The sequence below is a fragment of the Noviherbaspirillum sp. genome (assembly GCF_035627455.1).
GTDB lineage: Bacteria > Pseudomonadota > Gammaproteobacteria > Burkholderiales > Burkholderiaceae_D > Noviherbaspirillum.
Genome location: NZ_DASPLS010000078.1, coordinates 1 through 13,758, shown reverse-complemented (window position 1 = coordinate 13,758; position 13,758 = coordinate 1). Strand labels below are relative to the sequence as shown.

Below are 13,758 nucleotides of genomic sequence, written 5' to 3'. Positions count from 1 at the left end.
GTTCGGCGAAGGCGGCGCCGGTACCTTTTCCGATGGCAAGCTGCACAGCGGCATCAAGGACCCGAAGCATTACGGCCGCAAGGTACTCACCGAATTCGTGAAGGCGCATGCGCCGGAAGAAATCCTGTATGTCAGCAAGCCGCACATCGGCACGTTCCGCCTCGTCAAGATGGTGGAGGCGATGCGCGAGACGATCGAATCGCTGGGCGGCGAGTTCCGTTTCCAGGCGAAGGTGACCGACCTCGACATCGACCGCGGACAGGTGCGCGGCGTGGTGCTGGAGGGGGGCGAGCGTATCGCCACCGACCATGTGGTGCTCGCGGTCGGGCACAGCGCGCGCGACACCTTCCAGATGCTGTATGCGCGCGGGGTGTATGTGGAGGCCAAGCCGTTCTCGGTCGGCTTCCGCATCGAGCATCCGCAGTCGCTGATCGACCGCGCCCGCTTCGGCAAATTCGCCGGTCATCCCCTGCTCGGCGCCGCCGACTACAAGCTGGTGCACCATGCGCGCAATGGCCGCGCGGTGTACAGCTTTTGCATGTGCCCGGGCGGCACCGTGGTCGCCGCGACTTCGGAGCCGGAACGCGTGGTCACCAACGGCATGAGCCAGTACTCGCGCAACGAGCGCAATGCGAACAGCGGCATCGTGGTCGGCATCACGCCCGACGATTATCCGGACCACCCGCTGGCGGGCATCGACCTGCAGCGCCAGCTGGAGTCGAACGCGTATCTGCTCGGCGGCAGCAATTACAATGCGCCGGGCCAGCTGGTGGGCGATTTCATCGCGGGCCGGCCGTCGCAGGCCTTCGGCAGCGTGCTGCCTTCATACAAGCCGGGCGTGCACCTGACCGACCTCGCGCCGTCGCTGCCCGGCTATGCGATCGAGGCGATCCGCGAAGCGCTGCCCGCGTTCGAGCGTCAGATCCGCGGCTATGCGATGCATGACGCGGTGCTGACCGGCGTGGAGACGCGCACCTCATCCCCGGTGCGCATCAAGCGGCTCGACAATTTTCAGAGCGTCAACACCAGGGGACTGTTCCCGGCCGGAGAGGGCGCGGGCTATGCGGGCGGCATCCTGTCCGCAGGGGTGGACGGGATCAAGGTGGCCGAGGCGGTGGCGCTGTCGATGACCGGCAATACCGACGTGCGTGGCGGAGCGGTGGCGGGCGAGCAGATTTACTGATTTCCGCGGGCGCACCGCGCGGCCTGCTAATCCACCTCCAGCGTCTGCAGCCGCCCCTTCACCTTGCCGTGCGCGATTTCCAGGAACCCGACTGAAATCGGCAGCTTGAAGCGGCGCGGCCCGGCGCTGCCCGGATTCACGTACAGCACGCCGTTTTCCATCTTCATCAACGGCCGGTGCGAATGCCCGGTCACCACGACCTTGATGCCGTTCGCTGCCGGCGCCAGGTCGAGGTCGTGCAGGTCGTGCACGACATAGATCGCCACCCCGCCGAACTCGACCCGTTCCTTTTCCTGCAGCCGTCGCGCCCAATCGCCGCGATCGTTGTTGCCGCGCACCGCGGTCACCGGCGCGATCGACTCCAGCTCCGCCAGCACGCGGGCGTCGCAAATGTCACCCGCATGGATGATGCGGTGCACGCCCTTGAGCGCGACAAGGGCTTCCGGCCGCAGCAGGTTGTGCGTGTCTGAAATCAGGCCGATGCGCAGGGTATCCATGATGTTGAAGTGCCAAAAGGCGGCGGGATTGCAAGAACCGCGCCGCTTTGGCGGCGCGGCGGAAAATGTGCTTTAATGCTCGGACAATCTGGTTATATCGATATTCTCTTTTTGTTTTGACGTATGGACAAGCGACTTGTTTCCGCGCAGTTTTGTTGCCGCAGGCGGCCAATGGGGCTTGCCGACTAGCGCACGCGTTTTTCGTCAGATTCCGATGGCCGCAGAGTTGAAAAACCTGCGGCCATTTTGTTTTTCTGCGCGGCAGCAGCTGCGCACCGAAAGGATGGACATGAACACCACCGAGCTCCGCAGCACCTTGCGTGCGCCGATCGCGCCGTCACCGTTGCCCGTGGACATTGCGCAGGCGGCCACTGCTTCCCTGGTCTGGCGCGACATCTGCGCCCGGGCCGAGGACGCCGCGCGGCAGGAGCCCTTCCTGTCGGCGCGCCTGCAGGCGCTGGTGCTGGAGCGTGCGTCGCTCGGCGCGTCGATCGCGGCGGTGCTCGCCCGCCGACTGGCGGGCGCGGACATGCCCGAAGCGGCGCTGCGCGCACTGATGGAAGAGGTGCTGGCCGGTGCGCCGCGCATCGCGCAGCAGGCGGCTGCCGACCTTGCCGCGGTAAAGGAGCGCGACCCGGCCTGCCCGGACATGCTGCATGTGCTGCTCAACCTGAAGGGGTTCCAGGCCTTGCAGGCTTACCGCGTCGCGCACGCGCTATGGCGCGACGGACGGGACGCGCTCGCGTTTGCGCTCTCCAACCAGGCATCGATCGCGTTCGCGGTCGATATCCACCCGGCCGCCCGGATCGGCTGCGGCGTGATGTTCGACCACGGCACCGGCATCGTAATCGGCGAGACCACCGTCGTCGAGGACCACGTCTCCATCCTGCAGAACGTGACCCTGGGCGGCACCGGCAAGGAGCATGGCGACCGCCATCCGAAAATTCGCAGCGGCGTGATGATCGGCGCCGGCGCGAAAATCCTCGGCAATATCGAGGTCGGCGCGATGAGCAAGGTGGCGGCAGGCAGCGTGGTGCTGCGGCCGGTGCCGGCGCACTGCACGGTCGCCGGCGTGCCGGCTCGCGTGGTCCGGCATCACCATGACCAAAGCTGTCCGTCCGACGAAATGGACCAGAGCATCTAGCTGGCAGGTCTTCCAGATAAAGGCGTAGGGCGCACCATGCACACCCTACAAAATCATCTGGTCGGTCCATTAGCGTTTCGCTGCGCTCTACCTCGGCGGCCCCACCTCGGCGGCCCCACCTCGGCGGCCCCACCTCGGCGGCCCCACCTCGGCGGCCCCACCCACCCTACAGCCTCGGGCCTTTGCCGCCGGCGGCAGCTGCTCCCCGGCTTACTGCCGGAGTGCGTTGTCCTGCCTGCGGCGCGTCTGGCGCAGCAGCAGTTCGGTGAAGGCATCCGCAGGCAGCGCCTCGCTGTAGTAATAGCCCTGCGCGGCGGGGCAGCCGTGCGCCTGCAGGAAATCGATCTGCTCCGCGGTTTCCACGCCCTCGGCCAGCACGTGCAGGCGCAGGCTGTGCGCCATCGAGATGATGGCCCTCACCAGCGCGGTATCGTTCGAATCCTGGCCGATGCCGCTGACGAATGCCCGATCGATCTTCAGCGCGTTGACCGGAAAGCGCTGCAGGTAGGCAAGGCTGGAATAGCCGGTGCCGAAGTCGTCGATCGACAGCTTGATGCCCATCTCGGACAGCCGCTGCAGCACGCTGACATTGTCCTCGGTGCGCTGCATCAGCGTGGTTTCGGTGATTTCCAGGTCGAGGCGGTCGGGCGGGATGCCGGCGCTGCGCAGGATCTCGCGCACCGTGTTCTGGAAGTCCGGCTGGAAGAACTGGCGCGGCGACAGGTTGACCGCAACGGCCAGGTCGGTGAAGCCCAGTTCCCGCCATTGCCGGAGCTGTTGGCAGGCCTGCCGCAGCACCCATTCGCCGATCGGCAGGATCAGACCGGTTTCTTCGGCGATCGCAATGAACTCGCTGCAGGGCACAACCGGCTCCTCGCTGCGCTTCCAGCGCAGCAATGCTTCGGCGGAAAAGATCCGGCCGGTGGCGAGGTCGACCTGGGGCTGGTAGTGCAGCGCGAATTCCTCATGCGCAAGCGCCTGGCGCAGCGCATTCGAGATCGCATGGCGCCGCTGCGCCGCGCAGTTGAGCGACTGCGTGAAGAACTGGTAGTTGCCGCGCCCCTTGTCCTTCGCGAAGTACATCGCGGTATCCGCGGTGCGCATCAGCGTTTCCACATCCTGCCCGTCGTCCGGATACAGGCTGATGCCGACGCTGCAGCCCACATGCAGTTCATGATCGTTGCAGCGGAACGGTTCGTCCAGCGCCGCCAGCGCCTTGCGCGCCACCACTGCGGCGGCGCTGCCGCTCTCGATCAGCGGCAGCGTCAGCACGAACTCGTCGCCGCCGAGACGGGCGACGCTGTCGCCCTCGCGCACGCAGCCGGTCAGCCGCGATGCGACCATCTTCAGCAGGCCGTCGCCGACCTGATGGCCGAGCGAGTCGTTGATATGCTTGAAGTAGTCGAGGTCGATGAACAGCACCGCCACCTTGGTGTTGCTGCGGTGCGCGTGGGCGAGCGCCTGCTGCAGCCGGTCCTGCAGCAACGCGCGGTTCGGCAGCCCGGTCAGCGCGTCGTGGTCCGCCATGTAGCGGATGCGCTCCTCGGCCTGCTTGCGCGCCGTCAGGTCCAGCACGAAGGCCACGCCTTCGCGGCACGCGTCGTCAATGAAGGCGCCGCCGATCAGCACCGGCACGCGGCGGCCGTCCTTGCGGATGAATTCTTCCTCGAACGGCTTCGCGTGTCCGCGCCGCCTGAGTTCCCGGATCGCGCGCTGGCTGGCTTCCACCGATTCCCGCGGCGCGATGTCCTGCAGCAGCAGGGTTTTGTCCTTCAGGTCCTGCTGCGTATATCCAAGCAGGTCCAGGAAGGCATCATTGGCTTCGGAGATCGCGCCGTCGGTATTCCAGAAATAGATGCCGATGATGTTCGATTCGATCAAGCGCCGCAGGCGCGCTTCGTTGCGCCGCAGCGATTCCGCGACGCGCACCCTTTCGCTGATCTCCGCGGTCAGCTTCGCATTCGCCTGCTCCAGGTCGCGGGTGCGTTGCACCACCCGATCCTCGAGCGCGTCGTGGGCCTGCTGCAGGCGCGTCTCGGCCTGCCTGCGCAATTCGATTTCCGTCTGTAGCGCCGCATTCTGTTCCGACAGGCGCTGCTGCATCGCCCGCATCGCGAGATGGGTGCGGATGCGCGCGAGAACTTCCTCGATCTCGAAAGGCTTGGTCACGTAGTCGACCGCGCCGGCCTCGAAGCCGCGCAGCTTGTCGGTATGCTCCGACAGCGCGCTCATGAAAATGACGGGGATGTCCTGCAGCGGCGCCGTCGCCTTCAGGCGACGGCAGGTTTCGAAACCGTCGATACCGGGCATCAGGATGTCGAGCAGGATCAGGTCCGGGCGCGCGAATCCGGCGCGCTGGATCGCCTCGTTGCCATCCTGCGCCACCAGCACCCGCAGCCCGAAATTTTCCAGCGCCTGCGCGAGCACGCTCAGGTTCGCCGGCGTATCGTCGACCATCAGGATGGTGTGTCCCGGCAAGAACCCGGAGTCCTCGAAATTCATCCGACTCGTCCTATTTTCTTCGATGGCGACAACCGGCCTGCATCGTCCTTGCGCCCCGCGGCGATGGGGCACAGCCTGGACCGGGTGCCGCGTTTCTTGGTCGCGTGGAATCTTGTCGAGCTTAAATGCATGCTTCCGGCGACAGACAGAAGGCCGCCGATAAACGCCGGCGGCAAGCTTGCCTGTCATGTGACCGTGTTAGATGGCTGTGCCGAAAGGGAGTTCAGGCGGTGCCGGCTTCACCGACCACCGCGGTCAGCATGCTGATCGACCCCATTACGAAGCCATCAGTCGCGATCCTGACCGATTCCCCGGCCTGCAGGGTGCCGGTGATGTAGAGCAGCGGCAGGAAATGCTCCGCGGTCGGCACCGACAGGCGGGCATGTTCGCCCCATTGCGCATAAGCTGCCAGTCGCGCCACGTCGCCCGCGAGCAGGCAGTCGCGTACTTCATCGTTGAAACGCAGCGCCCAGTCATAGCCATCGCTGTCCCGGCGCATCAGGCGCAGGTTGTGCACCACGTTGCCCGTTGCCATCAACAGCACGCCTTCGTCGCGCAGCTTCGCCAGCACATGCCCGAGTTCGAGATGATAGGAAGGCGGGCGGGTGGCATCGATGCTCAGCTGTACCACCGGCACATCGGCATCCGGATACATCTTGACCAGGATGGACCAGCTGCCGTGGTCCAGCCCCCATTCGTTGTCCAGCCGCACCTCGACCGGCGCCAGCAGTTCGCGCACCCGCGCCGCCAACGCAGAATCACCCGGCGCCGGATACCGGATGTCGAACAACTGCTGCGGAAAGCCGCGGAAATCGTGAATCGTGCGCGGCGCGTCCATCGCGGTCACCGCGGTCCCCTCGGTGTACCAGTGGGCGGAAACCGCGAGGATTGCTTTCGGCTTCGGCATCGACGCGGCGAGCTGGCGCCAGACTTGCGTGTAGGCATTCTCCTCCAGCGCATTCATCGGGCTGCCGTGGCCAATGAAGATCGCCGGAAGCCGGCCGGACTCGGTAGGGTTCATCGCTTGCTCCCTAAGGGATCAACTGCATCAGCATAACCCGTTCCTGACGCGCATGCGGGAATGTCGGCAAGAAAGGCGCCGCCAGCCGCATCGGCGCGTCACAATACGGTGACAAGCAAGGAAAGGAGAGATCACATGACAGACAGGACACTGACGCTCGACGATAGCCTGTACCGCTACCTGCTCGATGCATCGCTGCGCGAACATCCGGTACTGGCGCAATTGCGCAACGCGAACCAAGGCCACCCGCTGGCGCGCATGCAGATCGCGCCGGAGCAGGGGCAGTTCATGCAATTGCTGGTGAAGCTGCTGGCGGCGCGCCGTGCGATCGAAATCGGCACCTTTACCGGTTACAGCGCGCTCGCGGTGGCGCTCGCGCTGCCGGAAGACGGGCGGCTCATCGCCTGCGACATCAGCCGCGAGTACACCGACATCGGCCGCGCGCACTGGGAAAAGGCGGGCGTGGCGCACAAGATCGACCTGCGCCTCGCACCCGCGATCGACACCCTGGACGCGCTGATCGGGGAAGGGCAGGCCGGCAGCTTCGATTTCGCCTTCATCGATGCCGACAAGACCGGCTACGACGCCTACTACGAGCGCTGCCTGACGCTGCTGCGCGCCGGCGGGCTGGTCGTCGTCGACAATGTCCTGTGGAGCGGTCGCGTCGCGCAGCCGGCGGCGGACGATGACACCGCGGCGCTGCAGGACTTCAACCGCAAGCTGCGCGCCGACGGCCGCATCGACCTGTCGCTGCTGCCGCTCGGGGATGGCTTGACGCTGGCGCGCAAGCGATGAAGTGGTGAAGTGCGGGAGGGGCGCGCGCTATGCTTTATACTTTGCGTACAAACAAGCGTCCCTAGGAAAAAAGATGGTATCCATCGCATCGCGCGCCTGCCTGTTTGGCCTGGTCAGCCTGCTCGCAGGCTGCGCCGTTTCTCCCACCCACCCCTCGCTGCGCGATGCCGATCTGCCCGAGCTGATCCCGCTGCGCAAGTTCGTGGCCGACACCGAACGCAGCGGCGGCCACCAGGTGTCGCCGGACGGCAGCCGGGTCCTCTGGTACGGCGTCTCCGGCACCGAGGCGGCGACCTTCGTGCGCCGGCTGGACGGCGGCGATCCCGCCGTCTTTCGCATCGGCCGCAATTTCCCCTTCTGGGCGGCCGACAGCCGCCACCTGATCTTCGAGGACGACCAGCGCGGCGACGAAAACACGCAGATCGGCCTGCTCGACCTGGCGCGGCCGGCCGCCGCGCCGCGGATGCTGACCCCATGGCCGGGCAGCAGGTCGCAGGTGCTGCATGCGGGTGCGCAATCGGGCCGGATCCTCTTTACCAGCAACCGCCGCGATCCCGCGCTGTTCGACGTGTACGGCGCCGATCCGCAGAGCGGACAGGTCGAGCCGGTGCTGGAAAACCCGGGCGACGTGATCCAGTGGGTGATGGATGTCGACGGCAGCGTCGGCGCGCGCGTGCGCCAGCAGGACGATTACCGCATCCTGCAGGTGATGAACAAGGCGACCCGCACCTGGAAATCGGTGTACAAGTGGTCGCCGTTCGACATCGTGCGGCCGTTGCGCATCGACCGCGTCGGCGGCCGCGCCTGGATGATTTCCAACATCGGCCGCGACAAGGCGGCGCTGGTGGAATTGAGCGTGGCGCAGATGCGCGAGCGCGTCCTGTACGCGCATCCGTCGGTCGACGTGATGCAGGTCGTGTTCGACGCCGGCAGCGGCGTGCCGGTCGCGGTGCGCGCCGACCCCGACTATCCGCAATCGATCCTGCTCGATGCGGCGCTGCACGGGGAGCTTGCGCAGGCGGTGCCGAAAGACATCGTCGCTTGGCGGCTGCGCAATGCGGATGCCGGCGCCCGGCACCTCGCACTGGAACTGTACGCGAAAAAGGGCGTGATCCAGGCGCTGTACGACCGCGCATCGCATACCCTGACGACGCTTTCGGACAACCGCGACGACCCGGCGCTCGCCGCATTGAGCGACATGCTGCCGATACGCTACAGCGCTGCGGACGGCTTGCCGATCAACGGCTACCTGACGCTGCCGAAAACCGCGAAGCGGCCGCTGCCGATGCTGGTCTGGGTGCATGGCGGCCCATGGTCCCGCAACACCTGGCAGCCGGGCAATTTCGACTCCGTCGGCCAGCTGTTCGCCAACCGCGGCTATGCGGTGCTGGAAGTGAATTACCGCGGCTCGCTCGGCTACGGACGGCGCCATCTGGAGGCGGCGGTCGGCGAACTGGGCGGCCGGGTGCAGCAGGACATCGCCGACGGCGTCGACTGGGCGGTGCGCAGCGGCCTCGCCGATCCGGCGCGGGTCGCGATCGGCGGGCGCAGCTTCGGCGGATATTCCGCGCTGATGGGCCTGGCGCAGCAACCCGGCCGGTACGCATGCGCGGTCGATATCGTCGGCGTCACCGACCTGCTGAAGGCGGTGGAAACCTTCCCGCCGTACTGGAAGGCCTCGATGCCGATGTGGTACCGCTATGCCGGCGACCCGGCGCGGCCGGAAGACCGTGAACGCCTGCGTGCGATCTCGCCGCTCCACATGACCGCGGCGATCGCGGCGCCGCTGCTCGTGGTGCAGGGCGCTTCCGACGTGCGCGTGATCAAGGCGCATTCGGATGAACTGGTCGAGGCGCTCAGGCGCGAAGGCAAGCCGGTCGATTACCTGGTGTTCCCGGACGAGGGGCATGCGATCCGGCGCTGGCAGAACCGGCTCGTCATGTATCGCAAGATCGAGGATTTCCTGGCCGGTTGCCTCGGCGGCCGCTCGTCCGGCTTCGACTTCTACCAGCTCGGTACCTGGCTGCCGTAATGACGTAACGACGGGTGGGGGGGGCCAACGAGGTGGGGCCGCCGAGGTAGAGCGCAGCGAAACCCACCGAGCGCTCCGGATACGGAGATGGTGGGTTTCGCTGCGCTCTACCCACCCTACGTTCCCTTGGATCTGCCTGGACTCCCTTGGATTCGCCCGGACGCGCTGCTAGTAGAACATCCAGATGGTTTTAAAAAGTAGAGAAATGTAGGGTGGGTAGAGCGGAGCGAAACCCACCATGTGTCTCGATAGGCGTAGCCAAAACGGTGGGTTTCGCCTGCGGCTCTACCCACCCTACCCGTCCATCAAATTCATCTGGATGATCTACTAGCCCGACACTCTCTCGTCGTACCCTTCCGGACCGAATTCATGCACCAGCACGCCGGCGCCCTCCGGTGCCTCGGTGCGCCAGGCCGCTTGTTCGACGGCGCGCATCGCATCCCGGTAACCCTGTTCCCAGCGCCATTGGATCGAACCCTTCGAGAAGTTGATGTCCTTCGACGCCATTTGCCAGTCGCGGCCCGCATACGCCAGGCGCACGATATGCATCGTGGTGTCGGTGCCGACCTTTTCCAGTTCGCGCCGCTCTTCCTCCGACAGCATGTGGTCCGGCACTTTCGCGCGCAGCGTGCGCACCAGCCGGCGCAGCCGGTAGCCGCGCAGGTAGGCGTCGATGTGGCGCCGCGAGCGCGACGCATACAGCACGTCCTTCTGCCGTGTGTACACCTGCTCCAGGGTGTTGGGCTCCGGTCCGTCGGCGCTCCACAGGTCGACCATGAAGCAGATGGTGTCAACCCGGGGTTCGTCGACCAGCACCGTTTCCAGCGGCGTGTTCGAATACAGTCCGCCGTCCCAGTACAGTTCGCCGTCGATGCGCACCGGCGGAAAGCCCGGCGGCAGCGCGCCGCTGGCCATCACATGCTTGATGCTGACCGGATGGTGCGCGGTGTCGAAATTGTCGAGCTGTCCGCACTTGACCTTGATCGCGCTCACCGTCAGGCGGATGCCGCCCGACGCGTTCAGGAATCCGAGGTCGACCAGGCGGGTCAGCGTCTCTTCCAGCGGCGAGGTGTCGTAGAAACTGGCCGACTCCGCGTCGACCGGCAGGCCGGCGAAGAAGGGATTGAACCAGCGCAGCGAATACAGTCCGGGTACGCCCCGCGTCACCGAATCGATGGTGGTGAACATGGTGTTGAGCCGGCGCGCCTCGTCGGGCACGCGGCGCATGTCGAGCAGGTCGGAATGCGCCACCTCGTCCCAGAAGGTCCGGAGCCGGTCCATGCGGGTCGCGCGGTCGTTGCCCGCGATGATCGCGCCATTGATGGCGCCGATCGACGTGCCGACCACCCAGTCGGGTGTGAGGCCATGTTCATGCAGCGCCTGGTACACGCCTGCCTGGTAGGCGCCGAGCGCGCCGCCGCCCTGGAGGACCAGCGCGACGCGCGGGCGGGCGCCGATCGGTTTGATTTTCGAGTCCATTTGCCTGCAACGTCATCGCGGCGCGCTGCACACCCGCTTCCGGCTTACTTGCGGTTCAGGCCTTCCGCCGCCATTGCCGCCTGCACTGCGGGACGTTCGCCCACGCGTTGCATGTATGCCTGTACCGCGGGCCAGCGGCCCAGGTCGAATTTCAACGGCTGGGTCCATCCCAGCACGGTGAAGAGGTAGGCATCCGCGACGCTGAATTGGTTCCCTGTCAGGTAAGTCTTGCCCTGCAATTGCTTCTCGACTATGTCGAGCCGCGCGGCAAGCGTGTCGCGCGCGGCCTGCTTCGTTTCTTCCGGCACCTGCGGCTTGAACAGCGGCGAGAAAGTCTTGTGCACCTCGGTCGAGATGAAGTTCAGCCATTCGATCAGGTGGTAGCGCTCCATCGTGCCCGCGGCCGGCGCGAGCTGCTTCTCCGGCACCTGGTCGGCCAGGTATTGCACGATGGCCGGGCCTTCGGTCAGGGTGTCGCCGTTGTCCAGCACCAGCGCCGGTACGTAGCCTTTCGGATTGACGGCGAAGTAATCGGCCCCGCTCGAGGTTTTCTTGCTCGCAAGGTTGACGCGCTCGAATTCGAATGGCAGGCCGCTTTCAAGCAGCACGATATGCGGGGACAGGGAGCAGGCTCCGGTCGCGTAATACAGTTTCATGGATCACCTCGTACAGTGAGTGGCTCAAATGTGAACGTCTTTACATTCTTGATGGTAGCCCAGCAGGCACAATCGTGCTGAAGGGGCACCAGAGGCACGCCGCTGCAGCGAATTTTGTGCCCACCTATAATGAATTTTCCACGAGAAAAACGAGACGGAGACAATGAACACGACCCACTACGCCCATTGGCCGGCCGGTTTGCCCCATGCCATCAGCACGCCGGATACCAGCGTGTATGTGAACCTTGAGGTATCGGCCAGGCGCTACCCGCGCCGGCCGGCGATCATCTTCTACGACACCGTCCTCAGCTATTCCCAAATGCATGAACAGGTGCTGGCGCTGGCCGGTTACCTGCAGCAGGCATGCGGCGTGCAGCGCGGCGACCGGGTGCTGCTAAACATGCAGAACAGCCCGCAGTTCATCATCGCGTTCTACGCCATCCTGCGCGCCGACGCGATGGTGGTGCCGGTCAATCCGATGCTGATGACCGACGAGCTGCGGCATTACATCGAGGACAGCGGCGCGAAGGTCGCCATCGTGTCTCAGGAGATCTTTGCACGCACCGCGCCGCTGGTGGGCAACAGCACGCTCTCGCATGCGATCGTCGCCAGCTATTCCGACTACCTGCTTGAGCCGACCGACCTGAACGTCCCTGACTTCGTGCGCGCGCCGCGCGACGTGCCGCAGGCGCAGGGCGTGGCTGCGTGGTCGGACGTGCTTGCCGCCGGCCACGTGCCGCGCGTGCACGAAGCCGGGCCCGATGACCTCGCCTGCATGCCCTACACCTCCGGCACGACAGGCAAGCCCAAGGGTTGCGTCCATACGCATCGCTCGGTGATGTTCAACGCGGTCGCCAGTCCAACCTGGTCGGGGCCGGTCGCGCCCGATCACGTGACGCTGGCAGTGCTGCCGTTTTTCCATGTGACCGGCATGCAGTCGGTGATGAATGCGATGATCTATACCGGCGGCGCGATCGTCGTGCTGCCGCGCTGGGACCGCGATGCGGCCGGCCAGCTGATCACGCGCTACAAGGTCACCACCTGGACGCTGATTCCGACGATGATGATCGACTTCCTGGCCAACCCGCGCCTGTCCGAGTACGACATTTCCGGCTTGAAGCGCCTGTCCGGCGGCGGCGCCGCGATGCCGGCCGCGATCGCGCAGAAGCTGCTCGACCTTTGCGGACAGCAATACATGGAAGGCTACGGCCTGTCCGAGACGATGGCCGCGTCGCACGTCAATCCGCCCAACCGCATGAAGCAGCAATGCCTCGGCGTGCCCTACCTGAACGTGGATTCGCGCATCGTCGATCCGGTCACCTTCCAGGAGCTGCCGCAGGGCGAGGTCGGCGAGATCTGGATCCACGGCCCGCAGGTGTTCCAGGGTTACTGGAACGATCCGCGCAAGACCGAGGAAGCCTTCGCCGAACTTGACGGCAAGCGCTTCTTCCGTTCCGGCGACCTCGGCTACATGGATGAGGAAGGCTTCTTCTTTTTCACCGACCGGCTGAAGCGCATGATCAATGCGAGCGGCTTCAAGGTCTGGCCGGCGGAAGTGGAGGCGATGATGTACCAGCATCCGGCGGTGCAGGAATGCTGCATCATCGGCGCGCGCGACCCCTACCGCGGCGAGACGGTGAAGGCCGTCATCGTCAAGCGGCCGGGCGTCGACGCGACCGAGGACGAGATCATCGCCTGGGCGCAGCAGACGATGGCGGCATACAAGGTGCCGAAGATGGTGGAGTTCGTGCAGAACCTGCCGAAGTCGGCGACGGGGAAGGTGATGTGGAGGGCGTTGCAGGAGAGGGAGATGGGGAAGTAGCCTTCCCTGGTCGTTCCCGCGCAGGCGGGAATCCATAGTGCTTGTCCTCTCTCTGGTAGTTCAAAACCGCCAGTTCTCCGTGGAGGCTTGCCGGGACTGGCCCCGGCGGGCCACTTACTTTCTTTGCTTCGCCAAAGAAAGTAAGCAAAGAAAGGCGACCCTGGTCCGCAGCCCCCTTCGGGGGTTCCCGAAAACATGCGGCACAAGGCGGGAAGCGCAAAAACTCGCCCTGCGGGCTCAAACATTTGCGCTTCTTTTTCCGCCTTGCACCGCATGTTTTCGGCTGCGTACAAGGGGGAAGCGAGACCCATCCCCACCCTGGCCCTCCCCTTGAAGGGGAGGAAACTGTTGCGCGTGTAACCAACGCAGTCAGTTTGTTCGTGTCTCAATTATGTTTTTACGCCCGATGCTGTTCGCGCTTCCGGAATTCCCTCCCCTTCAAGGGGAGGGCCAGGGTGGGGATGGGGTGTGCTTTTCAAATCCCCTTTGACGCTGCCAAAAAATTGGAGCGGTAGGCGGAAAAAGAAGCGCAAATGTCTGAGCCGAAGGCGAGTTTTTGCGCTTCCCGCCTACCGCTCCAATTTTTTGGGAACCCCGAAGGGGCAGCGGCTTCGGGGGCGCCTTTTT

Annotated in this window: 10 protein-coding genes; 5 read left to right on the top strand and 5 right to left on the bottom strand. The window is 65.2% G+C overall.

Features of this window, described 5'->3' with window-relative positions; all coding sequences use genetic code 11:
* Window positions 1–1,183: NAD(P)/FAD-dependent oxidoreductase (locus VEC01_RS15105; protein WP_324901729.1), on the top strand; the 1,183-nt coding region annotated here is incomplete at its 5' end.
* Window positions 1,184–1,209: 26 nt separating this feature from the next.
* On the opposite strand, the gene VEC01_RS15100 is transcribed toward VEC01_RS15105, so the two are convergent.
* Entirely contained in the window at window positions 1,210–1,680 is a 471-nt protein-coding gene (locus tag VEC01_RS15100) for a metallophosphoesterase family protein (RefSeq protein ID WP_324901728.1), read from the bottom strand.
* Window positions 1,681–1,969: 289 nt separating this feature from the next.
* Here VEC01_RS15100 and cysE point away from each other — a divergent pair, with 289 nt between their 5' ends.
* Entirely contained in the window at window positions 1,970–2,824 is an 855-nt protein-coding gene (gene cysE / locus VEC01_RS15095) for a serine O-acetyltransferase (RefSeq protein ID WP_324901727.1), read from the top strand.
* A gap of 210 nt (window positions 2,825–3,034) precedes the next feature.
* Here the strand turns inward: cysE and VEC01_RS15090 are convergent, their stop codons facing one another.
* Both VEC01_RS15090 and ygiD read right to left on the bottom strand, forming a co-directional pair.
* Window positions 3,035–5,326 carry a two-component system response regulator gene (locus tag VEC01_RS15090; protein ID WP_324901726.1) on the bottom strand — a complete coding sequence of 764 codons (2,292 nt, stop codon included), beginning with the start codon at window positions 5,324–5,326 and terminating at the stop codon, window positions 3,035–3,037.
* A gap of 223 nt (window positions 5,327–5,549) precedes the next feature.
* Window positions 5,550–6,347 (bottom strand): 4,5-DOPA dioxygenase extradiol, encoded by a 798-nt coding sequence (gene ygiD / locus VEC01_RS15085; RefSeq protein WP_324901725.1) that lies wholly within the window; start codon window positions 6,345–6,347, stop codon window positions 5,550–5,552.
* 135 nt (window positions 6,348–6,482) lie between these two features.
* Here ygiD and VEC01_RS15080 point away from each other — a divergent pair, with 135 nt between their 5' ends.
* Both VEC01_RS15080 and VEC01_RS15075 read left to right on the top strand, forming a co-directional pair.
* Window positions 6,483–7,142 (top strand): class I SAM-dependent methyltransferase, encoded by a 660-nt coding sequence (locus tag VEC01_RS15080; protein WP_324901724.1) that lies wholly within the window; start codon window positions 6,483–6,485, stop codon window positions 7,140–7,142.
* A gap of 73 nt (window positions 7,143–7,215) precedes the next feature.
* Window positions 7,216–9,174, top strand: a complete 1,959-nt coding sequence (locus VEC01_RS15075; RefSeq protein ID WP_324901723.1) for a S9 family peptidase — start codon at window positions 7,216–7,218, stop codon at window positions 9,172–9,174.
* A 327-nt stretch (window positions 9,175–9,501) separates the two neighbouring features.
* Here VEC01_RS15075 and VEC01_RS15070 read toward each other — a convergent pair whose 3' ends face one another.
* Window positions 9,502–10,653 carry a patatin-like phospholipase family protein gene (locus tag VEC01_RS15070; RefSeq protein WP_324901722.1) on the bottom strand — a complete coding sequence of 384 codons (1,152 nt, stop codon included), beginning with the start codon at window positions 10,651–10,653 and terminating at the stop codon, window positions 9,502–9,504.
* A 44-nt stretch (window positions 10,654–10,697) separates the two neighbouring features.
* The gene (gene gstA, locus VEC01_RS15065; RefSeq protein ID WP_324901721.1) at window positions 10,698–11,309 is read right to left on the bottom strand and encodes a glutathione transferase GstA; all 612 of its coding nucleotides are present in this window, start codon (window positions 11,307–11,309) and stop codon (window positions 10,698–10,700) included.
* A gap of 163 nt (window positions 11,310–11,472) precedes the next feature.
* Here gstA and VEC01_RS15060 point away from each other — a divergent pair, with 163 nt between their 5' ends.
* Window positions 11,473–13,131: a long-chain fatty acid--CoA ligase gene (locus VEC01_RS15060; protein WP_324901720.1), complete on the top strand. Its 1,659-nt coding sequence runs from the start codon at window positions 11,473–11,475 to the stop codon at window positions 13,129–13,131.
* The last annotated feature ends 627 nt before the right edge of the window (window positions 13,132–13,758 follow it).

Excerpts from the sequence above, each read along its gene's own strand:
- VEC01_RS15100 (WP_324901728.1), bottom strand. The coding sequence starts at position 1,680 with ATGGATACCCTGCGCATCGGCCTGATTTCAGACACGCACAACCTGCTG.
- cysE (WP_324901727.1), top strand. The coding sequence starts at position 1,970 with ATGAACACCACCGAGCTCCGCAGCACCTTGCGTGCGCCGATCGCGCCG.
- VEC01_RS15090 (WP_324901726.1), bottom strand. The coding sequence starts at position 5,326 with ATGAATTTCGAGGACTCCGGGTTCTTGCCGGGACACACCATCCTGATG.
- ygiD (WP_324901725.1), bottom strand. The coding sequence starts at position 6,347 with ATGAACCCTACCGAGTCCGGCCGGCTTCCGGCGATCTTCATTGGCCAC.
- VEC01_RS15080 (WP_324901724.1), top strand. The coding sequence starts at position 6,483 with ATGACAGACAGGACACTGACGCTCGACGATAGCCTGTACCGCTACCTG.
- VEC01_RS15075 (WP_324901723.1), top strand. The coding sequence starts at position 7,216 with ATGGTATCCATCGCATCGCGCGCCTGCCTGTTTGGCCTGGTCAGCCTG.
- VEC01_RS15070 (WP_324901722.1), bottom strand. The coding sequence starts at position 10,653 with ATGGACTCGAAAATCAAACCGATCGGCGCCCGCCCGCGCGTCGCGCTG.
- gstA (WP_324901721.1), bottom strand. The coding sequence starts at position 11,309 with ATGAAACTGTATTACGCGACCGGAGCCTGCTCCCTGTCCCCGCATATC.
- VEC01_RS15060 (WP_324901720.1), top strand. The coding sequence starts at position 11,473 with ATGAACACGACCCACTACGCCCATTGGCCGGCCGGTTTGCCCCATGCC.